The organism is Lacinutrix sp. YIN62 (assembly GCF_057219185.1).
The window spans coordinates 109,201-135,656 of the sequence record NZ_JBXVVH010000005.1; the positions used below are offsets into that span (position 1 = coordinate 109,201).

Annotated in this window: 27 protein-coding genes; 6 read left to right on the top strand and 21 right to left on the bottom strand. The window is 29.4% G+C overall.

Features of this window, described 5'->3' with window-relative positions:
* Positions 1-16 precede the first annotated feature (16 nt).
* The 3 genes from AC2D8I_RS04885 to AC2D8I_RS04895 are packed head-to-tail and all read left to right on the top strand — an operon-like array spanning position 17 to position 5,419.
* Positions 17-3,145: a lantibiotic dehydratase gene (locus AC2D8I_RS04885; RefSeq protein ID WP_484704873.1), complete on the top strand. Its 3,129-nt coding sequence runs from the start codon at positions 17-19 to the stop codon at positions 3,143-3,145.
* Positions 3,142-4,329: a glycosyltransferase family protein gene (locus tag AC2D8I_RS04890; protein WP_484704874.1), complete on the top strand. Its 1,188-nt coding sequence runs from the start codon at positions 3,142-3,144 to the stop codon at positions 4,327-4,329. Before AC2D8I_RS04885 ends, AC2D8I_RS04890 begins: the two co-directional genes overlap by 4 nt.
* 4 nt (positions 4,330-4,333) lie before the next feature.
* On the top strand, positions 4,334-5,419 hold the full coding sequence (locus AC2D8I_RS04895) for an alcohol dehydrogenase catalytic domain-containing protein (protein ID WP_484704875.1): 1,086 nt from the start codon (positions 4,334-4,336) through the stop codon (positions 5,417-5,419).
* A 796-nt stretch (positions 5,420-6,215) separates the two neighbouring features.
* Here the strand turns inward: AC2D8I_RS04895 and AC2D8I_RS04900 are convergent.
* From AC2D8I_RS04900 to AC2D8I_RS04955, 12 genes are all read right to left on the bottom strand, one after another.
* Complete coding sequence (locus AC2D8I_RS04900) at positions 6,216-6,953, bottom strand: glycosyltransferase family 2 protein (protein ID WP_484704876.1); 738 nt, start codon at positions 6,951-6,953, stop codon at positions 6,216-6,218.
* A gap of 4 nt (positions 6,954-6,957) precedes the next feature.
* Positions 6,958-7,176 (bottom strand): hypothetical protein, encoded by a 219-nt coding sequence (locus AC2D8I_RS04905; RefSeq protein WP_484704877.1) that lies wholly within the window; start codon positions 7,174-7,176, stop codon positions 6,958-6,960.
* Positions 7,177-7,238: 62 nt separating this feature from the next.
* Positions 7,239-7,427 carry a class IIb bacteriocin, lactobin A/cerein 7B family gene (locus tag AC2D8I_RS04910; RefSeq protein WP_484704878.1) on the bottom strand — a complete coding sequence of 63 codons (189 nt, stop codon included), beginning with the start codon at positions 7,425-7,427 and terminating at the stop codon, positions 7,239-7,241.
* A gap of 31 nt (positions 7,428-7,458) precedes the next feature.
* Entirely contained in the window at positions 7,459-7,680 is a 222-nt protein-coding gene (locus tag AC2D8I_RS04915) for a class I lanthipeptide (protein ID WP_484704879.1), read from the bottom strand.
* A 36-nt stretch (positions 7,681-7,716) separates the two neighbouring features.
* Positions 7,717-7,938, bottom strand: a complete 222-nt coding sequence (locus AC2D8I_RS04920; RefSeq protein ID WP_484704880.1) for a class I lanthipeptide — start codon at positions 7,936-7,938, stop codon at positions 7,717-7,719.
* A 229-nt stretch (positions 7,939-8,167) separates the two neighbouring features.
* Entirely contained in the window at positions 8,168-8,359 is a 192-nt protein-coding gene (locus tag AC2D8I_RS04925; RefSeq protein WP_484704881.1) for a class I lanthipeptide, read from the bottom strand.
* Positions 8,360-8,379: 20 nt separating this feature from the next.
* A complete protein-coding gene (locus AC2D8I_RS04930; protein ID WP_484704882.1) occupies positions 8,380-8,541 on the bottom strand; it encodes a class I lanthipeptide in 162 nt (53 codons plus the stop codon).
* Positions 8,542-8,741: 200 nt separating this feature from the next.
* Positions 8,742-8,900, bottom strand: a complete 159-nt coding sequence (locus AC2D8I_RS04935) for a hypothetical protein (RefSeq protein WP_484704883.1) — start codon at positions 8,898-8,900, stop codon at positions 8,742-8,744.
* Positions 8,901-8,933: 33 nt separating this feature from the next.
* Positions 8,934-9,083, bottom strand: coding sequence for a hypothetical protein (locus AC2D8I_RS04940; protein ID WP_484704884.1), 150 nt, complete (start codon positions 9,081-9,083; stop codon positions 8,934-8,936).
* A 15-nt stretch (positions 9,084-9,098) separates the two neighbouring features.
* Positions 9,099-9,269, bottom strand: a complete 171-nt coding sequence (locus AC2D8I_RS04945) for a hypothetical protein (protein ID WP_484704885.1) — start codon at positions 9,267-9,269, stop codon at positions 9,099-9,101.
* A gap of 12 nt (positions 9,270-9,281) precedes the next feature.
* Positions 9,282-9,464 (bottom strand): class I lanthipeptide, encoded by a 183-nt coding sequence (locus tag AC2D8I_RS04950; RefSeq protein WP_484704886.1) that lies wholly within the window; start codon positions 9,462-9,464, stop codon positions 9,282-9,284.
* Between the two features lie 819 nt (positions 9,465-10,283).
* A complete protein-coding gene (locus tag AC2D8I_RS04955; protein ID WP_484704887.1) occupies positions 10,284-12,059 on the bottom strand; it encodes a helix-turn-helix domain-containing protein in 1,776 nt (591 codons plus the stop codon).
* 211 nt (positions 12,060-12,270) lie between these two features.
* On the opposite strand from AC2D8I_RS04955, the gene AC2D8I_RS04960 reads away from it, so the two are divergent.
* Together AC2D8I_RS04960 and AC2D8I_RS04965 are read left to right on the top strand one after the other, a co-directional pair.
* Positions 12,271-12,456 (top strand): class I lanthipeptide, encoded by a 186-nt coding sequence (locus AC2D8I_RS04960; protein ID WP_484704888.1) that lies wholly within the window; start codon positions 12,271-12,273, stop codon positions 12,454-12,456.
* Positions 12,457-12,781: 325 nt separating this feature from the next.
* Complete coding sequence (locus AC2D8I_RS04965; protein ID WP_484704889.1) at positions 12,782-12,967, top strand: twin-arginine translocase TatA/TatE family subunit; 186 nt, start codon at positions 12,782-12,784, stop codon at positions 12,965-12,967.
* A gap of 95 nt (positions 12,968-13,062) precedes the next feature.
* On the opposite strand, the gene AC2D8I_RS04970 is transcribed toward AC2D8I_RS04965, so the two are convergent.
* The 3 genes from AC2D8I_RS04970 to AC2D8I_RS04980 all read right to left on the bottom strand — a co-directional run bounded on the left by AC2D8I_RS04970 (position 13,063) and on the right by AC2D8I_RS04980 (position 16,909).
* Positions 13,063-14,040 (bottom strand): DUF4837 family protein, encoded by a 978-nt coding sequence (locus tag AC2D8I_RS04970; protein WP_484704890.1) that lies wholly within the window; start codon positions 14,038-14,040, stop codon positions 13,063-13,065.
* Between the two features lie 24 nt (positions 14,041-14,064).
* Positions 14,065-15,615, bottom strand: coding sequence for a lytic transglycosylase domain-containing protein (locus tag AC2D8I_RS04975; protein WP_484704891.1), 1,551 nt, complete (start codon positions 15,613-15,615; stop codon positions 14,065-14,067).
* A gap of 106 nt (positions 15,616-15,721) precedes the next feature.
* Positions 15,722-16,909, bottom strand: coding sequence for a phosphoglycerate kinase (locus AC2D8I_RS04980; RefSeq protein WP_484704892.1), 1,188 nt, complete (start codon positions 16,907-16,909; stop codon positions 15,722-15,724).
* A gap of 234 nt (positions 16,910-17,143) precedes the next feature.
* Between AC2D8I_RS04980 and AC2D8I_RS04985 the strand changes: the two genes are divergently transcribed.
* Complete coding sequence (locus AC2D8I_RS04985) at positions 17,144-18,277, top strand: DNA polymerase III subunit (protein WP_484704893.1); 1,134 nt, start codon at positions 17,144-17,146, stop codon at positions 18,275-18,277.
* 57 nt (positions 18,278-18,334) lie between these two features.
* Here the strand turns inward: AC2D8I_RS04985 and AC2D8I_RS04990 are convergent, their stop codons facing one another.
* From AC2D8I_RS04990 to mnmG, 6 genes are all read right to left on the bottom strand, one after another.
* Positions 18,335-20,686: a TonB-dependent receptor domain-containing protein gene (locus AC2D8I_RS04990; RefSeq protein ID WP_484704894.1), complete on the bottom strand. Its 2,352-nt coding sequence runs from the start codon at positions 20,684-20,686 to the stop codon at positions 18,335-18,337.
* 58 nt (positions 20,687-20,744) lie between these two features.
* A complete protein-coding gene (locus AC2D8I_RS04995; protein WP_484704895.1) occupies positions 20,745-21,659 on the bottom strand; it encodes a FecR family protein in 915 nt (304 codons plus the stop codon).
* Between the two features lie 60 nt (positions 21,660-21,719).
* On the bottom strand, positions 21,720-22,226 hold the full coding sequence (locus AC2D8I_RS05000; protein ID WP_484704896.1) for an RNA polymerase sigma factor: 507 nt from the start codon (positions 22,224-22,226) through the stop codon (positions 21,720-21,722).
* Between the two features lie 304 nt (positions 22,227-22,530).
* Positions 22,531-23,043, bottom strand: a complete 513-nt coding sequence (locus AC2D8I_RS05005; RefSeq protein WP_484704897.1) for an OmpH/Skp family outer membrane protein — start codon at positions 23,041-23,043, stop codon at positions 22,531-22,533.
* Between the two features lie 230 nt (positions 23,044-23,273).
* Positions 23,274-24,128, bottom strand: coding sequence for a class I SAM-dependent methyltransferase (locus AC2D8I_RS05010; protein WP_484704898.1), 855 nt, complete (start codon positions 24,126-24,128; stop codon positions 23,274-23,276).
* A 423-nt stretch (positions 24,129-24,551) separates the two neighbouring features.
* Entirely contained in the window at positions 24,552-26,423 is a 1,872-nt protein-coding gene (mnmG, locus tag AC2D8I_RS05015; protein WP_484704899.1) for a tRNA uridine-5-carboxymethylaminomethyl(34) synthesis enzyme MnmG, read from the bottom strand.
* Positions 26,424-26,456 lie beyond the last annotated feature (33 nt).

Genomic DNA, 26,456 nt, shown 5'->3' on the forward strand with positions numbered 1-26,456 from the left:
AAAAAACCCTTAAATTATGAAAAACCATTCATTTGCAAACAAAGCGGTTGTTAGAACACCATTAAGCATTAAAAAAATTGATATTACTTGGAAAGAAATTCAAGAAATATTTAAAGTCCCTAAACATAGGGAAGCCTTGTTTATTGGATCCCCTAATATTTTTAAAGCACTAGAAATGTGGGAAAATGGTGAAGGGTTTCAAACAGAAGACGAGCTTAAAAATTTAAAAGGATCTTTATATAAATACACTTCAAGATTAGCAAACCGTTGCACCCCTTTCGGTCTTTGGGCCTCTGTAAGTACCATTAATCTGGCAAAAGAGACACATATTGAAATCGATAACGCAAAACTAAAACGCACAACCAAATTCGACATGTATTTTTTAGGCGAAATCCTTCCAGAGATAACCAAACATAAAGAAATTAGGGATGTTTTAAAATACTATCCTAATAACTCGATGTACAAGGTTATGGATAAATATAGATTTGTGGAGTATTACTTTAAAGAGAGAACACGCTGTCATAAAATATCTGAAGTAGACATCAATGAATATCTAGAAAAAGCAATTACTATTGCACGAGGTGGAGCAACTATAAATGATTTAATAAAACCAATTACAGATGACAATATTAGTGTTGAGGACGCTAGAAATTTCATAGATCAAGTTATTGATAGTCAATTTTTTATAAACGAACTAGAATTTACATTAACTGGCGATGACTATTTAGAAAATTTATTATTGATTTTAAATGAAGACCGTTTTAATTTCTATGAAGCAAATGTTGTAAAAGAATTATTACAATCGCTTAAAAACAAAATAAACGCTATAGATACAGCCGTTTTTAATAGCCCCGAAAAATATCGAGAGATACACCAACAAATTGAAGATAAAATTCAAGAAGCCGATATTACAAAATTGTTTCAAGTAGATAGCTACAAAGATTTAACCTCATCTACACTTAGTTATACTACAATTAAAAAATTAAGAAGTGCTATTACTGTTTTAAATAAACTACAAAATAAAAGAGATAATCCCACTTTAGATGACTTTAAAAAGAAATTCCAGGAACGTTACGAAGAATACGAACAGCCTTTAATTAATGTTTTAGACCCCGATTTAGGTATTGGTTATGGTCGCGGATCGGGAGCAAAAACCCCATTGATAGATAAACTAGCAATACGAGGTAATTATGCTACAACAAGGCAAATAAGTTGGAATAAAAAAGCTGAGTTTTTATTTAAAAAAGCATTAAATGCGCTACAAACTGGTATCTCCGAAATTAGTTTTACTGATGAGGATATTAATCAGTTTAAAGAAAATGAAACCTTATATCCAGATAGTTTTTCAACTTTCTTCAATGTCTTTCATGAAAATGGAGAAGAAAAAATACATTTAAAATCTATTTGGGGCCCATCTGCTAATGGTTTAATAGGTCGCTTTGCGCATCTGGATGAATCTATTGAAACCCTATGCAACGACATTCATACACATGAAAAGGGCTTATATCCCAATAAAATTCTTGCCGAGATTATTCATTTACCACAGGCGAGAACAGGTAATATATTATATAGAAAATTTCAACGTGATTATGAAATTCCATACTTAGGAAACTCTTCATTAGACAAAGCACATCAATTAGAGGTTTCAGATTTATATGTTTCTGTAAAAAGAGGTAAAGTTATTTTACGCTCTAAACGACTAAATAAAGAAATTATTCCACGTTTAGGTAATGCACATAATTATAGTGCTAATGCCTTACCTATTTATCATTTTTTATGTGATTTACAAGATCAAGAGCAATCTGGATTAAATTTTAGCTGGGGAAGTTTACAAAACGAGTTCAGTTATTTGCCAAGAGTAAGCTATAAAGACATTGTGTTATCTCGTGCAACTTGGACACTAGACCATAATACGATAAAAACAATTTTAGCGAATAAAGAAGAAAATGCTATTGAGGCGATAAGAGCTTTTCAAAAAGAAAGAAACATTCCAAACGTAGTTTCGTTTACTCAAGGAGATAATGAAGTTGTTATTAATTTTGAGAGTACCTTAAGCTGCACAACATTCTTCTTTATGCTAAAAGGAGAACATTTTATACAACTTAAAGAATTTCTTTTTAAAGAAGATACCATAACTGGAGCTTACTGTAATGAATTTGTGCTTCCCTCCTATAAAAACTTACCAAAACCATCAAGCCAACAACAAATTCAAACAATAGAAACACAGAAAAGCACCTTACAAAAAGCATCTTATTCTACAGGTGATGAATGGCTATATTATAAATTTTATTGTGGAGAGCGTGTTGGTGAAAAATTATTAAACCGAGCCATTAAGCCAATAGTTGACGAACTAGAAGCTAATAACCTCATCGATAAATGGTTCTTTATTCGCTATGCAGATAAAGATGGACATCACTTACGTTTTAGAATTCATTTAAATGATAAAACTAAATTCTCTGAATGTGTCTTGACTATAAAAAAACACATTCAACCTTTCGAAAACAACCTGTTAATTTGGAAAACACAAACAGATACCTATTTAAGAGAATTACAACGTTATGGTTTTGAATCTATAGATGCAACCGAAACTTTATACTATAATGATAGCGAGTGTACCGTCAAATTCGCAAATATGATTGAAGGTGATGCTGGGGAACGTGTCCGTTGGCTATTTTCATTACTATCTATGGATCATTTACTTAATGATTTTGGATTAGATGTTAAACAAAAAATGCAATTATTAAATATTGCAAAAACAGGTTTTGGAAAAGAATTTAACAAAACAGGTGCGCTTAACAAGCAAGTTAATGAATTGTACAGTGAAAATATGGCTGCTATAGAATCTTTTCTAGACAAAGAAAGGGCTGCAGACATGTATATGCCACTATGGGATATTTTAACAGAACGCTCTACTAAAAACAAAACTGTAGTATCCCAATTAAAAACACTATCCGAACAGAATATTTTACCTGGAGGTTTAGAAAATACCATATTAAGCTATTTACATATGGTATGTAATCGTATTTTCTTAGCAAAACAACGTGTACATGAAATGGTGGTTTACGATATGTTATTTAAATATTATAGTAAGCAAATGCATACGCAGAAAAAGGCAAAAGGTAATATTAAAACAGAAAAAGTATGAGTATTAATTTATTAACAATACCAATGTTAGGTGGTGGTTTATCTCATCAAATTCCTCTGTTTGTTCTTAATCAGCAACATTTTCAAAGAATTGAAGGTTTAAAAAATCATTTTTTATTGCCCAAACATCTTCACAAAAGCTTTAACAAAAAAAATATTAGCATTTTACCATTAGACTATAGTGTAACTAACGATAATGGTGTAAAAAAAATAAATGCTGCTGCTGCTGAAGCCTTTTTAAAAATGACAGAACAAGCCTTCAATATGGCAAACCCAGAAGTTATCATTGAAGATTGTTGTTTTACCGCTCCTTTAATCGCAGAAAAAAAAGGAGTCCCTAGGATTTCTATTCATCGTACTGGTTTCTTCAGAACACTAAACCATTCCAAAAGAAATAAAACTCACAAACACTCCTTAGAGAATGCCGCTCGATTACCTTTTCTTAAAAATGGTTATAGCAATAGCATTACAGACAACTCAGATAAAAGTTTATTATTGAATTATCTAAATTCTAAAACCAAAATTATACCAGGTATTCCTACAATAGAAAGACTCCCTGATGAAATTGAAAATAAAGATTCTTTTTTCTATTCAGGTCCTTTAATTTTAAACGACAACCTATCAGATAATAATTTAATAAATGCTATTAATACTTTTTTAAAAGTAAATAAAAATCGAAAAAAAGTATTAATTACAACAGGATTAATTAATGAATCTGAGACCTCTAAATTCATTGATATTTTATTAAACAAAGGTTATGCCGTATTTTCAACTAATGCTGTACCAATAAATAAAACATTTGAAAATCATTTTTTTTCTAATGCTTTTTTACCTTTAAACCTTATATGTTCGAATGTAAATTTAGCCATTCATCAATGTGGTTCTGGGATGTATCATTATCCTATACTTAATAAAATACCTACGATTACTATTGGTACTAGGAGCTACGACAGAGAAGATGTTGCTTTAAGACTAGAGGCGTTAAACATTTCTAAGCATGTGCCTTCTGCTATTGACAACCAAAACTACTTACAATTATTTAAAAACCATCTAAGCGATTTCGAAACCGCGAATTTATGTGATTTTGATGCATTAAATAACATTCATAATGAAGTTATTTATTATATGAAAAACTTTAACCCAATAGAAGTCTTGGAACATTCCTTTAACACCATAAATATTTAAAACCATGAGAGCATTAGCCGTATTAAGTCCGTCAATAGACAAAAAAACTGAAGAAAGTGATAAATGTTATATTAAAATTGATGAAAGCAATATTCCTTTAGCTTTAATTCATATTCCTGATACTGAGTTTGATGAAAATGATGAAACTAACGCAAAACTAGTTCTAATTAAAAAGGAAGCGTTTTCTTTAAACTATAGAGATTTAGGTATTATTCAAAATGCTTGGAATATGCTAAGTCAAAAAGATTTTGATAGCTATTATGCCATAGGATCAGACTTCTGTGGTAAAGTGATTAAAAAAGGGAAAGATGTAAAAGGTATTGAAATAGGAGATAGAGTTATTGGGGATTGTACATTTCCTTTTGTTGAAGAAGGTGTCGTACCAGGCATTCCCTCAAATCACTCTAGTAAAGAACTAGAAATAATGCATTATAAGAAAATAAAAAAAATACCAGATAATATCTCTAAAGAAACTGCTGGAGGGATGAGTATTGGTACACAGACAGCGAATGCTATGATTGAAAAGGCAGCTATTAAAGAAGGTGCTAATGTACTTATAACCTCTATTAGCTCTAATACGTCTCTATTTCTTTTAAGCTTCTTGAAAGAAAAGAACTGTAATATCTATGGCTTATCATTTTCTGGAGAAAAAATAGAGGCTATTAAAACCGCTTTTCCATTTTTAAAAGAAGTCTTTAGCTTTCAAAATAATGATTTACCAGAAACTCTTTTATTTGATGCTATATTAGACCCTTTTTCAGACACTTATTTAGAAACACTTGTTTCGCATTTAAATTATAATGCTAAATATATAACCTGCGGTATCTATAATCAATCTCATGAAAAATACAATTCTAAAAGTTCTTATAAAAATATTACTGGTTTAATGGCCAAAATCATGACCAAAAATGCTAATATTATAGGTAATTGCTTAGGCACAGAACAAAACTTAGATGATGGGATAAATCTATTAAATAATAACAAAGCAGAGATATTAATTGATAGTTTGTATACTGATGAGAATTTCAAAAAGTTTATAGAAAAATCATACAATAAGGATCGCTTTGGTAAAGCTGTTATGGTTTATTAATCTCTAAATAATATCTTTAGAAGCTAATCGATTTTAAACAATACAATAGGCTAAATCCTACCTAAGTTAAATTAAGATATTAATTTAGGTAGAGATTGCAATAGTTATAATAAAAACAATCTAGAACAGTTTTTAGTTTTTCTAAAATCCACATTTTAAGTTTAAATTAACCTGTATAACAATATCTATTTATGGTTATAAAGCTATTAACCAAGTCAAATTATGATTACTATTATTTTAGAATATACCATTCTGGTAGCATTCTCTTATCAAAACGCTATATTTCGCTAATATTTACTATATCTATATTAAGTCAAATCACGACAACATGATCTTTATATAAAAGCTTAGTAGGCTACTTATTAGTAGCCATAATATAGTAATTAAAGGGTTTATTTAATATTTCTAAAGGTTTGAAGAGCTTATAACAGTAACAGGAAGCAATTCTCACTACATATTCAATGCACACAGCGAACTTGATTATAATTGTAGAAGGGCTTTAATCAGACATTAAGTAAGTATAATTTAATGCATCAATCGCGTAACATAGAAACGCACAATTTTTTTCATAATTAAATCACTATTCAAGCAGATATGCATTAATTTTAAGAATAAAAATCTGCGGGATTTAATACAATTCTTAGTTTTCTACTTGAACGGTTTGTAAATAGACATCACTATTCAGAATTCGATTCTTTTGGAAGAATTACAAAAAACAATAGCTATCAAACAATGTTTAAGTTACAATTGCTTTTGAAAACCATTTTTTTTGATGTTTTTTTGAATGATTAAAATTTTAATTCAGGACTTGATACAAATATTTTTGCCTTGTTTCAAAAACTGTATCTATATGCTTTTTTCCTTGGTCATACTCATAACCAAACTTATGTTTTTTATTAATATCGCTCATTCTGTCAGAATATTCTTGATGTTTTTTATACAAATACTCTTTCCCTAAATATTTATAATGTAACAGTTTAAATTCAATCAAAACATCTATTGTTTTATCTTTATTTAACTCTGGGTTACAATAATGAGACCCTGGTCCAAAGTTCATATTAGAAACTAATTTAGGGTTAAAAATAATGCTTTTATCAAAAGTTCTATCTCTAAATCCCTCTTTAATTTGCTCTGTTAATAATGTATTGTAATTATCAGGAAAAATGGAACTCATCATATTAAACCCATTAACAACAGGTACCGCAATGTTATTCTTATATAACAACGCTAGGGCTTCTCTTAAATTTTCATGATATAGAAACTCATCCATATCGCACACAATTACATAATCAGATTTACTTTCCTTCCAGCAATTATTACGTACATATATTTGAACATCTTCACGGTATTCGCCATCTGTATCCAGCTCTACAACTTCAATGTTATTAAATTTATTTGTAATTATTTTAATAGAATGATCGGTACTTTGATTATCGATAATTGTAATCTTATCACAGAAACTAGAGTAATAATTTAATGTATGTTCTATCATTTTTGCCTCGTTAAAGCAAAGAATAAATGCTTCTATAATCATTTTTTTAATTTTTTAAGCTTCTTTTTTTTAAAAATATAACTAATGCCCTACCCACTTTTTTTCCTAAATAATTAACTGGATAAGCTAAGATTATCCCTAAAACAACAAATACAATAACATTACCATGATACAGTTCAGCGCCTATAATTTCTCCAAATCTATACATAGGATAAACTAATATTATAGCTCCTATAACATATAAAGCAATTCTTTTATTTTTCATTTTTAATCAGGTTATATAAATAAAAAGAGGTGCAATTATAATTACACCTCTTTTTATTATTATTACTTTGGATTTGGCTTAGTTACCTCATCTGCAGCTCCAGCTACAACTCCCAATACAAAAGTTACTGCTAAAACGGATACAAAATAACATCCAGGAGAAGACCCTCCGTTTACATCAGTTAACTGATTGTCATTAAGTTCTGTTACGTTTTGTTTTTTAAATACTAATTTTGTGTTTTGTGTTTTCATAATGTTTTAAATTTAATTGTTAGTGTTTTTCTTAATCTAAAGCTCTTGTAATAGCTCCGCCAACAGCATGTCCTGCATCATAAGCCATTTTTGATAATGTTACTGATACTGCTACAGCACCGCAAGCAAACGTTGAAGTAGCAATAGTCGTTAACGTTGTACCACCACCATTCACTTCATTTAATTGATTTGAATTTAACTCTACAACTGTTCCTTTACTAAATTGTAACCCGTTTAATTTTTGTGTTTTCATAATGTTTAAAATTTAATTATTCTTGTGTAATTACTTTTATTTTAAAAGCCTGCTAATAGCACCTCCAACAGCGTGTCCTGCGTCATAAGCCATTTGTGATAATGCTACAGATGCTGCTACGGCACCACAGCCATAAGTTGATGTAGATATGGTAGTAAGTGTTGTTCCACCACCATTAACATCATTTAATTGGCTTGAATTTAACTCTACAACTGTTCCTTTACTAAACTGTAACCCGTTCAATTTTTGTGTTTTCATAATGTTTAAAATTTAATTACTATTATTTAATTACTTCTATAAAAAAACTAGCAATAACCCCTCCAATTACATGGTCTGCGTCATATGCCATTTAAGACAATACTACGCCCACAGACATAAGTTAATGTAGCTATTGTAGTAAGCGTTGTTACACCACCATTAACGTCGTTTAATTCTATAACAGAGTCTTTTAAACTATAACCGTTAATTTTTGCATTTTCATAATTATTTAGCCTCTAAAAAGCACTAATTCATCCTCTTGTTGCGTTGGTACTTTTATTACAGAGATCTTAATTATTGTTACTGTAGCACCAGATGAATTGCTCCATTGACATCCGCCATTAACCCCTTTTGTTTGAGAGTCTGTAAGTTCTGTGATTGATTTTTTACTAAATACTAATTTTGCTTTTTGTGTTTTCATAATGTTTGATTTATATTAAGTTAATTTTGATCGTAATTATCTTTAGTAATTGTTTGCAATTTATCATTGAAATAATCTACTATTAATGTCCAACTACCTCCATGAACCCTAGATAGGTCTTTATCATTTAACTCTACAAGTGAGTTCTTACTTAGCCTTAGCTTACTGTTTTGTGTTTTCATAATTATTTGTGATTTAATATTAATTTACTTTCTAATTCATACTTATTGAAAAATCGAATACTATTTAAAATGTTTTCAATGCCATCATGTCAATTCTATTTATTCGTTTATAAGTCTTCACATAGTTAAGCAACTCTACTAGTAGGGTAATTAATAATGCTTTACTCTCTTTTAGTATTTAAGTCTTCTGCGTCTATTTATTATGAAAAATCTATCCAGGTTCCATAAGTTGCAGCTCTAATGATACTTTCTAAAAACCCTGAAGATCCTCCGTGTATATCTTTGATATCCGTATCATTTAATTCTGTTATAGAGTGTTTTATTAAAGACAATTCCGTTTTATCATTTATTGTTTTCATAATTTATATCTGTTATTAAAACTAGCCTTAATACTAATTAGGATAAGTAATAGCTTCTAACTTACCATTAATATAGTCTACAAGTAAGTCCCAACTTCCACCATTGACACGAGATAAATCATTATCATTAAGCTCTAGTAGTGAGTTTTTACAAAATTTTAATTCATTATTTTGATTTTTCATACTTTATAATTGTTATTATTTTCTTGTTACACAGGTATCTTCTCCACCTCCACATGTTAAATGTTTTGTTAACTCTACTATAGTTCTGGTAATAGATGTACCACCATTAACACTTAATAACTCGTTATTTTGAAGCTCTGTAATGGTATAGCTATCAAAAGTCATTTTATTATCTTGTTTTTTCATACTAATTTAATCTTACTTAGTTATGAATTGATTCTGTTCTTGAGTAGGAACAACTATTATAGATTTTGTAATAATTACTGTAGCACCTGACGAGTTACTCCATTGACAACCACCGTTGACACCTTTTACTTGAGATTCGGAAAGCTCCGTAATTGATTTTTTACTAAATACTAATTTTGTGTTTTGTGTTTTCATAATTCACTGTTTTTAGTTAATAATTAATATCTTAAAATAAATTATTGAGGATGCCACTAATCATATAAAGAATATGGAATTGATGACTATTAATTAAATCTCATTATCGGTCTTTAATAAGTTTTAATTTTTTTAATATTTTTTTCATCCAACCAGTTTCTTTAGGCAATTCTACCAATAACTTCTTTTTATAATTAATTTTACTGTCTTTTATCATAGTACTTTATGTAAGATCACAATCCATAATAATTACATCTTGCTGTGTAAAAATTACATCAATGAATTCGCCTTCTAGCCCACATGAAATTACATCAAGTAAATCTAAATGAGTGTTTTACTCTCTTTTGTTATTTACTATTTTTCAAAATATCACATTATTGTAACTTATATGTAAAGAGCTGATTACTAACTAAAAAGTGTTCATCAACTCTTCAACTCAAGCGCCTTCATGCTTTAAGCTAAATCTTTAAAATCTTGTATTCCGAAAAAAATTGTGAAGTACTCATATGTATTTCTAGCACTATTGCTTTAAAGTGATAAAAAACATATATTTGCAGAGTACAACATGTTGACGGACATGGAATACATGAAAATTTGTGTTTTCAAAATTAACAGGGCTTTACAGAGCTCTGTTTTTTTATTCTAAATAATAGTATAAAGCTTGAGTGAAACTATTTTAGAACTGTTTTAATTCTTGTCCAAAGTAATTCCAAAAAAAAGTAGTTTCCAAATGAAACTGCCTACAATTTATAAAAAAACACTATATTTAAATCACGTAAACGATTAAAAACAAGTGTTTTAAATAAAAAAATAAACGGTTTATATTTCTTGTACCTTTTTAATATAAACAGACGGTGAGATACCTGTTGCTGCTCTAAAATACCGTGAAAAAGCATCGGCATTTTTATAGCCCATTTCTTGAGCAATACCTTTTACTGAATACGATCGTAATTTCGTATTATTTTTGAGCTCAATAATAGCATAGTTTATTCTTAATTCATTTATATAAGTACTAAATGATTTATCTAAATGTGTATTAATAATTTTAGACAAATAAGAGGTATTTGTTTTAAGTTTTTTGGCCATATTATGCAACGTACAATCTTGGCGTAAAAAGTATAATTTATCCTCTAAATTTTCGAGTTTAATAAGAATCTCTTCTACTTTTTTATCATCAATAATATAAGTAGAATCTTCATCATTTTCAATTGTGTTAAGGTCTATTGTCTTCTCTTTCTCTTCTACTTTGTCATTATATGTGGTCGTTTCTTCCTCTTTTTTTATTCCTGCTTCTTTTAAATTATAAGTAGACTCTATAGGTTGGCTATCGACATTACTGCCCTCATATACTTTTATCTTGAGCATCAAATCATCGAATCTATTTTGATTGACTTTAGATTTGTTTCTAAAAAAGAAAACAAGTATGATAACCAACAATAGTAAAGAAGCACTAACACCTGTCCAAAACCACTTTGTTTTTTTTAGGTTTTCTTTTTCCTTAATTTCTTCATTTAGCTTTGTTTGGTGTGTATTTTTAAGACTACTAGCCTGTTCTTTAAGAGTTAAATTATGTAAAGTTTCTAATGTAGACAATCTATTTTTTGATAACTTATCTTTTTCTTCCATGTAACTATAATAGTATGAATTAGATAAATCACTACTATCTAATTGCTTATAGGCATCTGCTGTTAGTTTATAGTATTTAGTAAGCTGTAAAGCTGTCTTTGTAATAGTGCTATTATTTATAAAGGTCAGTTCATCAATTGCTTTTTGGAAGTTTCTTTGTAGGAATGCTATTTCTGCATATCTAAATTTCACTTCATTAAGAAACTCCTCATTATTTAATTTTTCAGCACATGCTAAAGCGTTGTCGGCATCCTGCTCTGCAAGAGCATACTTTCTTTTTAAAACATTTACTTCAGATTTTAAATAATTCATATAATATATAAACTCACAATCGCTTTCCAGAATGGCTTCTTTTAAACCCTCATATATTAATTTTAAAGCTTCATCCAAATTTTTATCTTTTAAATAGGCTTCAACAAGTATTTTTCTTGTAAAACGTAAATTTAAATCGTCGCTAATTTTTTTATTTTCATAATCTTCTATTAATAGATTTACAGCATTTTGAGAATTACTAATCTTATTTTTCAAAGACTCTATCGAAATTTTACAGGTTTTTATAGATTGTTTATCGTCAATTTGTTTTGCTAATTCTAATATTTGAGAATACAATCGTAATGATTCTTTATACCTGTTCTCTTCTTCTAATACGCGAGCCAAACTATGTTTACTTCGAATAATATCTATAGGTTTATCAACTATACTTAAATTTTTATAGTGATAGTAAAGCGTACTATCAATTTCATTCATAACCTCATGAGCTGCCGCCAGTGATGCATTAGCCATAATAAGTCCTTCTATATCATTAGACTCTTCTTTAATTTTCACATATTTATGTAAAAACACTATAGCCTTATTGGGGTTTTTATAAATATTAATACTAATTGAGTCTTCTAAACTTGATATTTTATCTTGAGAATAGCCAGAATTAAAAAATAAAAAGAGGAAACAAAACAGTGTAATTTTGCGCATTAGTTGTTTAATTAAGTTTAAGGAATAAAATGCTAAAATAGTTTTTTTTTTGATAAAAAATTATCATTAATCCTTTATTTTAAGGGTAATAACAAGGATTACACTCTTACTTGTTTTTATAAATATTAGGTATATTGTTTTTTTTAATTCCGCTATAATCACAATATTTGGCTTGTAAAAAATTTATAAACCCTAATTTGAATATTTTATTATGAAAACTCAAGCAAACAAAAAATTAGTATTTAAAAAAGATTCAATAGTAGAACTTAATAATACTGAATTAAGAAAAATTAACGGAGGTGGAGATACTGATGGAGTTATAACTATAGATTCAAGATACACCTCAAAACTATGTACAGGTGTGGTTGAAATAAAAGATGCATTTTTACAGCAATAATCGTACAATCCCTTTTTTTTAATATTAAAACTCAATACTAAATGTGTTGGGTTTTTTTATTCTGTTTAAAACAAATAGAACCCTTTTTAAAATCTTAAATCAGTAATAAAATAACTCTATAAAACTATTTTAAATAGATTTAATACGTTTTAACAGTCATGACCACAGTTTACACCACATCATATAATACTATTAAATATAGCGCTTGTTAAGTATTTACTATAAACTAAGCTTGCTAAGAAACCATAGCCGTAGCTACCTTAAATCAATTTTTAACCTATATTTTAAACTTTAATTGCTAACTTTGCACTTTAAATATATTATTATGAGTTTACATATGTTACCTCTTTGGATCGGAATGCCACAAGTTATTATAATTGTTATTGTAGTACTGCTTTTATTTGGTGGAAAGAAAATACCAGAATTAATGCGTGGGCTGGGTAGCGGAATCAAAGAATTTAAAGACGCTAGCAAGGACGAAGAAAACAATAAGAATTTAAAAGAAGAGTAATTTTTTCTTTTAATAATATAAAAAACCAACGTAAATACGTTGGTTTTTTTGTTGGTTGTAATTTAACTTGACGTTTTAAATTACTTTAAGAATCTTTAATTAATAGTAATGGATTTAATCATTGCTTCTAATTCGAAAACATGTTCACGCTTGTTAATTGATGGTGCATCAACAAAACCTTCAGCTACTATAATCCTATCCTTTTTCTTGTCTTCTATAATGTAATTAACAAAAGGACCAGATTTCCAAGCGCCTTTTACATCCCAAATCCCCTTAGACTCTAGTGTTGGCTTATCATCTAATGTAATTTCAAATAAATAAGGTGCATAAGCCATTTCTGTAACCATATGACTCCCTTCAATTGGTCCAGGAATATATTTAGCACCTATTGAATCTCTAATTTTTATAATCTGGTCTACGATATTTTGCTCTTTATTAATAGTTTTTAAAGGCAATTCATAAAGCATTAAATTAAGCGTTCCTGTAGGAATATCTTTTCTAATCCAGAAAAAATTATCGTCTTCTTTTGCAATTCTATAGGCTTTAGAAAAACGAATATTAAGTCCTAGTTTTTCCTTGATATTATCTGTATTATGCAACGATATGGCTATACGTCGTTGATATTCTTTTGTCTCTCCTGCCTTAAAAACATCTACAATACGTTTAGCATTATTTTTAATCTCCTTCTTAATCTCAGCAATACTTGTGCCACTAACAATAATTAATTGTTGTGGCCTTGCATAACGATTTTCTAGAAACTTAATCCCTGTTTCTGTTCCTTTTTCAATTTTTATTATAGACCGGTTACTTCTTACAAAACCTGAGAACACTTGCGGGGGTATCTGGTTTATAGAAAATAGCGGTTCTTCTTGAGGTAAACCATCTACAGGCGCTGTAAGCACTTCTCGTAAGGTTTCACCAACAGATCCCTCCCATAGTTCATTATCTATAACCATAGACAAACTGTTTATTTTTCCTGAAGATTCTGGAAGAATTGTTCGTTTCTTTTTATTGTCTTCCTTACATGCCACTATAAATAGCATAGTCACAGCTATTAAAAGTAATTTTCGCATAATTTATATGTTTTTTTAAATCATTTAACTCTTAGAAATCTTTAGTATCATTCCAGGTTTTAAGTTATTACTACTAATATCGTTCCAATCTTTAATATTTTGTACAGAAATTCCAGGAAATTTTTGTGCAATACTCCACAAAGAGTCTCCAGCTTTAACTTTATACGTTTTGCCTTTATAGTTTTTTGAATTCGCCTTTTGCTTAGTAACGCCCTTTTTTAGGGCACCTGATGGATTTCTAGGAAAAATAGTTAAACGTTGTCCTACTTTTAAATTATTACTCCTTAAACCATTCCATTTTTTGATTTGGCTAACTCTTACACCAAATTTTCTAGCTATCTTACCTAAATAGTCACCACTTTTAACTCTATATCGAATTTTTGTATCTACATTCAATAATTGTGGCAATGGCTTTTCTCGTTTATCAAACTCAGCTTTAGCAAAAGCATACATTTCATTTTCATTGTTTACAAATGCACCTATAACTGCTCTCGGTAATCTTAATGTATAATTTTTACCTTTTATAACGGGTATAATATCGAGTTTATAAGCAGGGTTTAAAAACTGAAGCACTTCCATTTTAACGCCAGTAAACTCAGAAACTTGATCTAAAGTTATCATTTGTTTTACTCTTATAGTGTCTGTTTCCACATAATTAAATTGCGGTTTATGCTGGATAAACCCATGTTCCTTTGCGTATTCGAAAATATACATCGTCGCCAAAAAAGCAGGCACATATCCAGCTGTTTCACGTGGAAGATTCGGACGTATATTCCAATAGTTTTGATATCCTCCAGAACGCCTAATCGCTTTACTTACATTACCTGGCCCTGAATTATACGCAGCAAGAGCCAAATCCCAATCTCCAAAAATCTTATAAAGCTTGGCTAAATATTTTGCTGCCGATTCTGTAGATTTAATAGGATCACTCCGCTCATCTACATAACTGCTAACATCTAATCCATATTGCTTTCCTGTGGCAAACATAAATTGCCACAAGCCTGTTGCTCCAACTCGAGATCTCGCCCTTGGTTTTAATGCAGACTCTACAATAGCTAAATATTTCATTTCTAATGGAATATTATAATTATCTAGCTCGCGTTCGAACATTGGAAAATAATATTTACTCAACCCCATTAAACGTTCAAAAGAGTGATGTCTGTTTTTTAAAAAAGATTTTATGACGTTCTCTAAACCAGGATTATATTCAACGTTAAAAGGTGTTTTGGCATTTAAGCGTTCTAATCTAGCTTTAAGTGTATCTGTAGAGAGTTCTGGGTAATAAACAGCATCGTATTTTAAACCTGTAACATCTCTATAAATAGTGTCAAAAAGAGAAGTTCCATACAATTCCTTCATCCATTTTTCATCTATCTTAGCTGCAAATTCATGATCTTGCATCTTTTTTAGAGAATCTAAAGGTTTTATGGTTTCTATAGTTGTTTTAAAAGCTGTCTTTCCATCAATAATACTGTCTACACTTTCATTTTTATTGGTAGCTAATTCTGTCTCCTTAAGTTTATTGCTTTTGATTTGCAACGAATCTTGACCAAATAATAGTTGTCCAAAAATCATAACAATAAAGCATATCATTTTATACTTATGTTTCCCCATTAATAAAAATCTATTTCAATTGTAATGTATCTATACTTTAGTTTCATTGTTTGATTTAAAACTATTCTTATTTTAAAACAGCTGCTATTCCAGGTAATGTTTTTCCTTCTAAACTTTCTAACATAGCACCACCTCCTGTACTAACATAACTCACTTTATTTTCAAAGCCAAACTGTTTTACTGCTGCTACAGAATCACCTCCTCCGACTAAAGAAAAAGCGCCTTTTTTTGTTGCTTCTGCAATAGAATTACCTAAAGCGATCGTTCCATTAGCAAAAGCTTTCATTTCGAAAACACCTAACGGCCCATTCCAAAGTATTGTTTTACATCGCATTACAACCTCATTAAATTTAGCAATAGATTTCGGGCCTACATCAAGGCCTTGCCAACCATCGGAAATAGACATAACATCCATAATCTTTGTATTTGCTTCTTCATTAAAAGCATCTGCTGCCACAACATCTAATGGTAAATGTATAGTTACATTTTTTTCCTTAGCTAGTCTTAAAATATCCAAAGCCATCTCCATTTTATCATCTTCACAAATGGAATTTCCTATTTTACCGCCTTGTGCTTTAATAAAAGTAAAGGTCATTCCTCCACCAATAATAAGGTGATCAATCTTATCTAAAATATTTTCTATAATGGTTATTTTAGAAGATACTTTAGCACCTCCTAATACAGCTAAGACTGGTTTTTCTCCAGTACGCATTACTTTATCGATACTTTTTATTTCTTGTTCTAATAAATAGCCAAAACATTTAGTATTTGGAAAAAAATCGGCAATAATAGTAGTCGATGCATGTGCTCTATGTGCTGTTCCAAAAGCGTCATTTACATAAATGTCTCCTAATTTAGAGAGTTGCTCTGCAAAACCTTTATCTCCCGTTTTTTCTTCATCATGGAAACGTAGATTTTCAAGAATTAAAATTTCTCCAGGTTTTAAATCTTTTGCAGCAGCTTCTGCTTCTTTCCCAACACAATTGGAAACAAATTTAGTCTCTACTCCTATACTCTCTTCAACGGCTTCTCTAATGTGTTTCAAAGAAAAGCTTTCTTCATGACCTTTAGGTCGCCCTAAATGAGACATTAATACACAGCTTCCTCCATCTTCCAATACTTTAATTATCGTTGGCTTTGCTGCAGAAATTCTTGTAGTATCAGTTACTAAAAATGCTTCATTTAACGGGACATTAAAATCTACACGAATTAATGCTTTTTTATCTTTAAAATTAAAATCGTTTAAGGTCTTCATTAGTAATTATTATATCTATTAATCGTTTTAAAATTCAACTCTTTAAAAAAAACGCACTATTGTATTTCTTTTAATAACAGTATTACAAAAAATAAATTAAGCATTGTTTTTATAAACTTTCAAATATATGGAAATAAGACCATACTCATTCAGCTTTTAAGTTACAACTTCTATTTTACAAGTTATAGCACTAAAAAAATAGTTTTTATTTATTATGTAAACTATATTTGTCCTATGCCATTTAGTAATATTATAGGTCAGAATCATATAAAAGCCCACCTCACAAAAAGTGTTGATAATGGCAGAATTCCACATGCTCAATTATTTGTTGGACCAGAAGGTTCTGGTACTTTAGCTATGGCTGTGGCATATGCACAATATGTTTTGTGTTCTGACACAGAAAATAAAGCGGCTTGCAATTTAAAATTTAAAAATTTTTCGCATCCGGATTTACATTTTGCCTTCCCTGTTACTTCCAACGGAAAAATAAAAAGACATCCTGTTTCTAGTCATTTTTTAGAAGAATGGCGAGAGCTTTTAACTAAACAGCCTTATGCAAATCTCTTCGATTGGTATAAATTACTTGGAGTCGATAACAAGCAAGGGCAAATTGGAGTTGATGAATCTTTAGACATTGTTAAAGCTTTAGCATTAAAATCCTATGAAGGTGGCTACAAAATAATGTTGATTTGGATGGCTGAAAAAATGAATGTGGCTGCCGCAAATAAACTTTTAAAACTTATTGAAGAGCCTCCAAATAAAACTATTTTTATTCTTGTTACTGAAGATGAAGAACAAATAATTAGCACTATTAAATCTCGTTGTCAAATAATACATTTTCCACCATTGGCAGAAAATGATATTAAAACAACTCTTCAAGAACAGCATGACTTAGAAGAAAACTTAGCAATAAAAATAGCACATCAATCCAACGGAAATTATAATAAAGCATGTAGTTTAACGAATCAGGATACTGAAGATGTTCAATTTGAAACTTGGTTCATTTTATGGGTTAGAACGGCTTTTAAAGCCAAAGGAAATAAAGAAGCGATACTTGATTTAATAACCTGGAGTGAAGACATTGCTAAAACAGGGAGAGAAACACAAAAACAGTTTTTGTATTTTTGCTTGGATGTTTTTAGACAGGCTTTATTAATGAATTACAGCGCCAATGAATTGGTTTATTTAAATATTAAATCCGAGACATTTAAATTAGAAAAATTCGCGCCTTTCATTCATAATAATAATATTTTAGACATTTCTAATGAACTTCAAGATGCTATTTACCATATAGAGCGAAATGGGAATTCCAAAATAATACTTACAGATCTTTCTATAAAATTAACGCGTTTGCTACATAAAAAATAATTTTTTTTAATTAAACATTTTATCAAAACCACTGTTTAATTCAATAATACAAACACTTTAGAACTCTACTCGAAACACAAGATTAGGTGTAATACCTAATGATTTTTTTTTTATTTCTCTTAACACATTTCCATCTTGTCGTAAACCTACCCTATAAGTTCTACTCAAAACATTTTCTTTATTATAGATATTAAATATAGAGAATCCTATTTTCCCTTTCCAATCTCTTTTTTGAGAGAATTTAAACGTATATGTTGAAGAGAAATCTAAACGATGATAATCTGGTAAACGTTCTGCATTTATATCGCTATCGTAAACAATCATAAAATCATTATCAGATAGCCTTAATGCCCTTGTATATGGCGTACCAGTTCGGTAACGCCATCCCAAAGAAAAACTAAATTGATTTAAATTATAACTGTGAGACCAATTGATTTGATTTGCTATATGAAAATTACTGGGAAATGATTCGCCATTATTAAGAGCACTAAAGGAAAAGCTGTTTTTTGTAATAGAATAACTTAACCAGCTTCGATAGTTGTTTATCTTTTTTTTCAATAAAACATCTATTCCTAGAACATTACTATCGCCTAAAGAAAAACTAGAAGTTGTAAAACCTCTTGTTAGCGTGTTTAAGCCTTTGTTTTTTTTTAGGTAAGCATCTAGATCAATATTCCATCCTTCTTTATTAAAACCCGCTCCTATTGAAAATTGAGTGCTTTTTAATAAAGAAGCGACATTGTTATCGGCAAGTACCCATATATCTGTTTCCAATCCAAAATTTTGAGAAACTAATTCTTCTATTTGACTAACGGTTTGATGTAATTGCTCGGCAGATCCCCTAAGCTTTAACACTGCATTTATTTTTTTTTCTAAATGTATTCTTGGTTCTATATAAAACTCATTAAGTAAAGAAGCATAATGCCCTCTAGCACCTATATTAAACTGCCAAGCATCTTTCTTTTTGTATTCATATTCTACATACGCATTATTATTATTATTATTACTAGAGTTAGAAAAATTTAAAAACTCAGCAAATTCACTGATGTTAAAATCGGATACATCATATACAAAAGCATAATCTACATTAGTATTAGAAAATTCATAACCAAAATTAAGACCATTATTAGAATTTAATTTCAAACTATTATGCATAGAAACTCCATAGTTTTTAACATTATTCTTTTTTGAATATATTTCATTAAACCCTTCAGAAAAAGAATTAATATCGAAATAATCTAAACTATAAAACGAACCGTAAGCTTTCAATTTAAAATAATTTCCATGATTGTATTTATGTTTCCAATTTAAGCTAACACCTTCATTATTAATATTTAAATTATCTCTGGAGGAATCTAAAGTATCTTCATTAAAAAAATGATAATCTAATGTATTAGTTGTAAACAAACTACTAATAATTATCTTGTCCTTGGGACTGGGCTTATAAATGAGTTTTGCTGTAAAATCAGAAAATCTAAAAAACGATTCTGTTATTGTTATGGGATCTGTGTCAAAAAAAGTATTTCCTTCAGATATTTTTGTACTCTGAAAAACACTTTCTGAAAGTTTTTGAAAAGTAAATGTATTTATAACATCTTTATAAGATCTTCGCATTGAAACCATTAACCCCATTTCTTCTGTTATAGGACTTTTAAAAAACAAATCGAAGTGTGTCATATTAAAGCCAAAACCACCTTCTATTTTTTTAGGGATATCATTGTAAGAGCTTATATCTATTACACTAGAAATACTATTACCATATTTCGATTGAATTCCATTTGCATATAATTTTACATCCTTTATTATATAAGGATTAAAAATCGAAATGGTTCCAAAAAAATGACTTGTATTATATATTTTTATACCATCCCAAAGCACTAAATTTTGATCTGGTGTTCCTCCTTTTATATATAATTCTGTAGCCGTTTCATTTGGGCTTTTTACTCCTGGTAACAACTGTAAACTCTGCAAAACATCTGGCTCGGTAAGTCCTGGAAGTATCCCTAAAATACTAGGAGATAAAACTACAGAGCCGTATTCTTTTTTTCTTATGCCAGAAGTTATATATTCTGCTATAAAAACTTCATCTAAGCCTTGAGTTTCTGAAAGCTTAAGAGCACTTGCTTTATTTATTATATAATAGCGCTCTGAAATTTTTTGTACTTTAAACCCTGTTTGAGTCGCTATAGCTTTTAAAACATCTTGAAGCGTTACGTTTGTATTAGAGTATTTAAACCGTTTATTTTCAATAAGTTTAGAATCATACGATAATTTAATATCGTAGGCTTTTTCCAAATCTAAAATAACCGTATCTAAAGGCGTATTAGCATAAGTAAAAGATGCTTTCTCTTGGGAGGTTATTACAGATAATGAGAACAAAAACAATAATACACTAAGCTTAAGCCTCATAGTTTTGTTAAAATATTATAAGTAAAAACAGCAAATTAACAAAAAAAACTTAAGATTATTATTTTAAAATAATGATATTATTTTCCACTTCTATATAAGCGATATTCATAGGTTTGAAAACAGTTTGCATTGCTAGTGATATATTGCTATGCGTAAAACTTCCTGTATAACGTTTGCTAACATCTACATTTGAGACATTAAATTGAATACCGTACTGACTTTCTAATGCACTTATAACTTGGGATAATGGTGTATTCTTAAAAGATGATTCTCCTAACAACCAACTAGGCTTATCTTCCTTGAAACGCCAATTTTCGTTAGTATTATTAACGATTCGTATTGCTTCACCATGGTCTAAAATAACTGTATCATTATTGTGAAACGTTAAAACTTTCACGCGTCCTTTATGACATTGAACCTCCAAATAACCGTCTCTAGAAATAACATTAAATGCTGTGCCTAAAACTTCAACAATACCATGCTTAAAATTTACTTTAAAAACAGCACCTTTTTCTACATCAAAAAAAGCTTCTCCGTTAAACTCAATATCCCTATGCGCTTTCCAATTATCTTCATTAAATTCTAATACTGTATTAGCATTTAAATATACTTTCGAATTATCTGGTAATATAACTACTGCTTGTTCTCCAAAATGAGTTTTGTAGAGTTTATTTTTATCTTGTAAAAAAAATAGGCCAAAAGAAATAATTAAAATAGCTGCTGCAGTATAAGCCCAATTAGATATTTTTTTTAACACATTAGAGCTTTTTCTATCACCGTCTAAAGCATTATATAATTTCACTAAATTAGTTTGCTTATCAAACAAAGGAGCTTTTAATAATTGAGCGCCTTTATTTATTTTTTTATACTTAAAATAATCCTTTGACTTTTTAAACGAAATAAGTTCCTCCGGAGATAATTCGCCAGCCGCCCATCTAGCTAAAAAAGTATCATCTAAATACTCTCTTCCCATATTTAATACACCTATTATTTTTATTTATAAAACAATTATCATGCGTTTTACCCTACTTTTTTATATGTTTCCTATTTTTTCTCTTAGTATAATTAAAGCTTGGCTCATTCTTTTTTCTACAGCCTTCACAGAAATACCTACAATTTCTGCGATCTCCGTATATTTCTTTTTATCGATGCGACTTAATAAAAATACTTCGCGCTGCTTTGCAGGTAAACTACCTATAGCTGCTTTTAATTGCATCATAAATTCTTTCTCCTCGAGCAAAAATTCTGGCGACTCATTTGTGCTAGTTCTAAGGTTTAATTTTTGATAGTTTATAACCACTTTTTTATGAGCAACTTCATTTAAAAACGCATTATTTACAATTGTAAAAAGATACGATTTTGCCTTTTTAAAGATCACTTTTTTGCAGTTTTTCCATAACTTAATAAAAGCCTCTTGAACAAGATCTTCTGCTTGACTTAAATCACCACATTTATAGTACATGTAATTACGCATAGATTGAGAATAGTTATTAAAAATAACTTCATAATTTTTCTTATCGCAAACAGATTTATGATCCATAATATTGTTTAAATGATGGAAGTACCAAATCTAAATAAAATAAAATAAAATTAGGGTATTTATCTTCTAACCTGTTTATTAAGTATAACAGATAAATACGCTCTCTAAAAAATAATGCAAGAACCCCTTTTTATAAAAAAATATGAAAAAGAAAAACTGTTATTAAGTTTTAATAACAAAAAAGTGAGGAATCAAATATGAAATAATATTAAAATAAGTATGATTATTTTTGATTTGATTTAATGACAAAAGCCCTTTACTTAGTTAAGTAAAGGGCTTTATTTTTAATAATATTTTTTAATTATTATTTCTTGTATTCTGCATTTAGAGCATCTAAAATGATTTGCGATAAATCATCTTCTTCTGCACCATACAATACACTAGGTGCAGCATCGTTAGTCCCTAAAATAAGCTTATAACCATTCGTTTTACCATAATCTTTTACAAAATCTTTCACTTTAACAATTACTGAATCTATTTCTGCTTGAAATGCCTTTTGCAACTGTTGTTGTTCAAATTGCATTTGTTGCTGTAAAACTTGTTGTTTTTGACCTAATTCTTGCTCTTTCGCTTTAATCGCATTAGCATTCATTTTTGAACGCTCTGTATTATACGCTTGAACTTCTAATTGAAAATTTCTACCTATACTATCAGCTTTTTTTGTAAAAGCCTCGTCTTTGCCTTTAAATTTTTCTTCTATATCTTTCTTCTCCTGAAATTCATTAATAACTTTCCCGCTATCTATATATCCAATTTTTTGTTGTTGACAAGAGGCTAATGTTAAAATTGCAAAAGCGGCTAAAATTAAATTCTTCATTTTTTATATTTTTAAGTGTTGCGCAAAAATATAAAAGTTGTTAGGATTATTAAAGCTTAAAATCAACCGATATACAAAGTATAACATTTTACTATACCTTTAAATACTTATAATAAATATTATTTATAAAAAACAAATCCATACAAAGTATTCTAAGAAACTTTAAAAAAAACTTAATACAAAACCCAGAAAACAACTTTAAACACTCTAAAAAAGCCTTAAAATAGCTTTTACTCATTTTTTATGATATAAATTAATGAAGAATACTCTCCAGAGCGCCTTGCCTTAAAATTCGAACACATTCCTACAATAAAAGCATTAAATATATTCATTGATTGATTTTTATATTTTTCAGAAAGAAGACTTACATAAAAAGCATCAAAAATCATGGGAAGCGTTTTATTTACTTTAAAATTTTCCTTTTCGAACAGATTTTTAATAGAAGTTTGAGAAAAATGCCAAAGATGTCTCGGTACATCGTAAGCAGCCCAAAAGTTTTTATAATATTGCGCATCATAACTTTTATAATTAGGAACAGCAATAACCAAAGCGCCATTAGGTTTTAATATTTTTTTAAAAATTAAAATATGTTCTTCTAAATTTGGTAAATGTTCTAAAACATGCCATAATGTAATAACATCGAAACTGTTTTCTTTAAATTTTAAAAGCTGATCTGTATTATACACTAATTTATTTATAGAATCCCCTGCTATTTTTCTAGCATTAACATCAGGCTCTACACCAGAGACATTCCAGTTATTATTTTTTGCGACTTTTAAAAAAGCACCTGTACCACAACCAATGTCTAAAAGTGTCTTTTCTTCTGAATTAAATGAATTAATTAATTTTAATTTACGTTTTAAAGAAATTTGGCGAATACTATGATAGACTCTCTCAAAAATATTACGCTTAGAATTTGTATGAGAAATATAATCTTCGCTTTTATAATAATCTGGAAGTTTATCGAGTACTGGCTTAGGTTTTGTTTCTAAATAATCTAATTCTGAATTATAAACTAATTTAAATTCTTCTCCCGAAACAGAATAATCCTTTACAGTAATATATGTTTTTTCTTTTTTACTCACGAAATATATATTCTTTTTATTTATAAAAATATCTTTTAACCTATTTTAATTACTTATTATTATTGACTTTATTTATTAGAAGACTACAACATCACACTTTAAGAATAATTATTTAAAATAAAGCACTGGCTTTAAATTAAAACCATACATGTATGATTAAAACATATAAGATCTGTTTTAATTTACAAACAGATCTTAATAAGAATTCCATATTATTACAAAACACTTTCTATTTTTATTAAAATACCACTTAGCAAATACATAAAAACTATATTTAGTCACTTTTTTTTAGGCTCAAAAAACATTCTTATTTTTCATAAGCGTTCCACGTGGAACACAATTTTAAAAACTTAAAAAACAACTTAAATAGTAAAAACATAATTTAAAATATCATATTATTGTTTAAAATAAAATAACATAACTTTACCTTCCCATATACACTAAAAGCACAGAAATATCACTAGGAGATACACCACTAACTCGTGATGCTTGTGAAATGGTAACTGGTTGAATTTTGTTTAATTTTTCCCTTGCCTCCATACTCATGGATTTTAATTTTGAGTAATCAAAATTTTTAGGGATTTTAATATTCTCTAAACGCATCAACTTATCTGCGTTATTTTTTTCTTTATCTATATATCCAGAATATTTAACTTGTATCTCAGTTTGTTCAATCACTTCCCTATCCAAATTATTAGCTGCGATATAATTTTCAACAGCTTCAAATTTCCGCACATCTTCTATCGCAATATTAGGCCTAGCAAAAAGTTTAAACATTTTACCTTGCTGCTTTACTACTGCAGACCCCTTAGATTCTAATACAGGATTAGCTTCTTTTGGTGTAACACTTGTATTTTTAAAAAACTGTACAAATTTTTTGGATTCTTCTTGCTTGTACTCCATTCTTTTTAAACGCGCTTCACTTGCTAACCCTAAAGCATACCCTTTTGGCGTAAGTCTAAAATCTGCATTATCTTGCCTAAGTAATGTTCTATATTCTGCCCGAGAAGTAAACATCCTATAAGGCTCTTCTGTTCCTTTAGTAATTAAATCATCCACAAGAACACCTATATAAGCCTCATCACGCTTAAGAATAAAAGAATCTTTCTCTTGAACTTTTAAAGCTGCATTAATACCAGCCATTAAACCTTGTGATGCGGCTTCCTCATATCCAGTTGTACCATTAATTTGTCCTGCAAAAAACAAACCATCTATTAGTTTCGTTTCTAAAGTATGCTTTAACTGTGTCGGCGGAAAATAATCATATTCTATAGCATAACCAGGTCTAAAAAACTTAACATTTTCAAAACCTACAACAGAACGCATGGCTTTAAATTGAACATCTTCTGGCAACGAAGTAGAGAATCCATTAACATAAACCTCAACTGTGTTCCAACCTTCGGGTTCTACAAATAATTGATGTTTATTTTTATCTGCAAAACGATTAATCTTATCTTCAATAGAAGGACAATATCTAGGACCTAAACTTTTTATTCTACCATTAAACATAGGTGAACGATCAAATCCTTCACGTAATAAATCATGTACTAATTCACTAGTATAAGTCATATAGCAAGAACGTTGTTTTGTCAAAGCCTTAGTACAATCTAAATACGAAAATTTTTCTGGCATTGAGTCCCCAGGTTGTTCTATCATTTTAGAATAATCTAAAGACCGACCATCTACTCTCGGTGGCGTCCCTGTTTTCATTCTTCCTGACTCAAAACCCAAATCAACGAGTTGTTCCGTAATACCTGTAGCAGCTCTCTCACCTGCTCTTCCGCCACCAAAATTCTTATCCCCAATATGAATCAATCCATTTAGAAAAGTACCATTAGTAAGCACTACTGTTTTAGCTTTAATCTGAATACCCAAAGAGGTTTTTACACCAACTACTTTTTCTTTATCGATAATCAATCCAGAAACCATATCCTGATAAAAATCTAAATTATCAGTCTTTTCTAAAAGCAAGCGCCAATCTTCTGCAAAGCGCATCCGATCACTTTGAACCCTTGGACTCCACATTGCCGGTCCTTTGGACTTATTCAACATTTTAAATTGAATAGCAGACGTATCACTTACAATCCCAGAATAACCTCCCAAGGCATCTATCTCACGCACTATTTGACCTTTTGCAATACCACCCATGGCGGGATTACATGACATTTGCGCAATATTTTGCAAACTCATTGTTACCAATAAAGTCTTACTCCCCATATTAGCTGCTGCTGCTGCTGCTTCACTTCCAGCATGACCTCCACCTACAACAACTACATCATATATTTCATTAAACATAAACTACTTTTTAAATATAAAAACGCGATCTAA

Bases quoted from the DNA above. Each gene is read 5' to 3' on its own strand.
- AC2D8I_RS04885 (WP_484704873.1), top strand. From the start codon at position 17: ATGAAAAACCATTCATTTGCAAACAAAGCGGTTGTTAGAACACCATTA.
- AC2D8I_RS04890 (WP_484704874.1), top strand. From the start codon at position 3,142: ATGAGTATTAATTTATTAACAATACCAATGTTAGGTGGTGGTTTATCT.
- AC2D8I_RS04895 (WP_484704875.1), top strand. From the start codon at position 4,334: ATGAGAGCATTAGCCGTATTAAGTCCGTCAATAGACAAAAAAACTGAA.
- AC2D8I_RS04900 (WP_484704876.1), bottom strand. From the start codon at position 6,953: ATGATTATAGAAGCATTTATTCTTTGCTTTAACGAGGCAAAAATGATA.
- AC2D8I_RS04905 (WP_484704877.1), bottom strand. From the start codon at position 7,176: ATGAAAAATAAAAGAATTGCTTTATATGTTATAGGAGCTATAATATTA.
- AC2D8I_RS04910 (WP_484704878.1), bottom strand. From the start codon at position 7,427: ATGAAAACACAAAACACAAAATTAGTATTTAAAAAACAAAACGTAACA.
- AC2D8I_RS04915 (WP_484704879.1), bottom strand. From the start codon at position 7,680: ATGAAAACACAAAAATTAAACGGGTTACAATTTAGTAAAGGAACAGTT.
- AC2D8I_RS04920 (WP_484704880.1), bottom strand. From the start codon at position 7,938: ATGAAAACACAAAAATTGAACGGGTTACAGTTTAGTAAAGGAACAGTT.
- AC2D8I_RS04925 (WP_484704881.1), bottom strand. From the start codon at position 8,359: ATGAAAACACAAAAAGCAAAATTAGTATTTAGTAAAAAATCAATCACA.
- AC2D8I_RS04930 (WP_484704882.1), bottom strand. From the start codon at position 8,541: ATGAAAACACAAAACAGTAAGCTAAGGCTAAGTAAGAACTCACTTGTA.
- AC2D8I_RS04935 (WP_484704883.1), bottom strand. From the start codon at position 8,900: ATGAAAACAATAAATGATAAAACGGAATTGTCTTTAATAAAACACTCT.
- AC2D8I_RS04940 (WP_484704884.1), bottom strand. From the start codon at position 9,083: ATGAAAAATCAAAATAATGAATTAAAATTTTGTAAAAACTCACTACTA.
- AC2D8I_RS04945 (WP_484704885.1), bottom strand. From the start codon at position 9,269: ATGAAAAAACAAGATAATAAAATGACTTTTGATAGCTATACCATTACA.
- AC2D8I_RS04950 (WP_484704886.1), bottom strand. From the start codon at position 9,464: ATGAAAACACAAAACACAAAATTAGTATTTAGTAAAAAATCAATTACG.
- AC2D8I_RS04955 (WP_484704887.1), bottom strand. From the start codon at position 12,059: ATGCGCAAAATTACACTGTTTTGTTTCCTCTTTTTATTTTTTAATTCT.
- AC2D8I_RS04960 (WP_484704888.1), top strand. From the start codon at position 12,271: ATGAAAACTCAAGCAAACAAAAAATTAGTATTTAAAAAAGATTCAATA.
- AC2D8I_RS04965 (WP_484704889.1), top strand. From the start codon at position 12,782: ATGAGTTTACATATGTTACCTCTTTGGATCGGAATGCCACAAGTTATT.
- AC2D8I_RS04970 (WP_484704890.1), bottom strand. From the start codon at position 14,040: ATGCGAAAATTACTTTTAATAGCTGTGACTATGCTATTTATAGTGGCA.
- AC2D8I_RS04975 (WP_484704891.1), bottom strand. From the start codon at position 15,615: ATGATTTTTGGACAACTATTATTTGGTCAAGATTCGTTGCAAATCAAA.
- AC2D8I_RS04980 (WP_484704892.1), bottom strand. From the start codon at position 16,909: ATGAAGACCTTAAACGATTTTAATTTTAAAGATAAAAAAGCATTAATT.
- AC2D8I_RS04985 (WP_484704893.1), top strand. From the start codon at position 17,144: ATGCCATTTAGTAATATTATAGGTCAGAATCATATAAAAGCCCACCTC.
- AC2D8I_RS04990 (WP_484704894.1), bottom strand. From the start codon at position 20,686: ATGAGGCTTAAGCTTAGTGTATTATTGTTTTTGTTCTCATTATCTGTA.
- AC2D8I_RS04995 (WP_484704895.1), bottom strand. From the start codon at position 21,659: ATGGGAAGAGAGTATTTAGATGATACTTTTTTAGCTAGATGGGCGGCT.
- AC2D8I_RS05000 (WP_484704896.1), bottom strand. From the start codon at position 22,226: ATGGATCATAAATCTGTTTGCGATAAGAAAAATTATGAAGTTATTTTT.
- AC2D8I_RS05005 (WP_484704897.1), bottom strand. From the start codon at position 23,043: ATGAAGAATTTAATTTTAGCCGCTTTTGCAATTTTAACATTAGCCTCT.
- mnmG (WP_484704899.1), bottom strand. From the start codon at position 26,423: ATGTTTAATGAAATATATGATGTAGTTGTTGTAGGTGGAGGTCATGCT.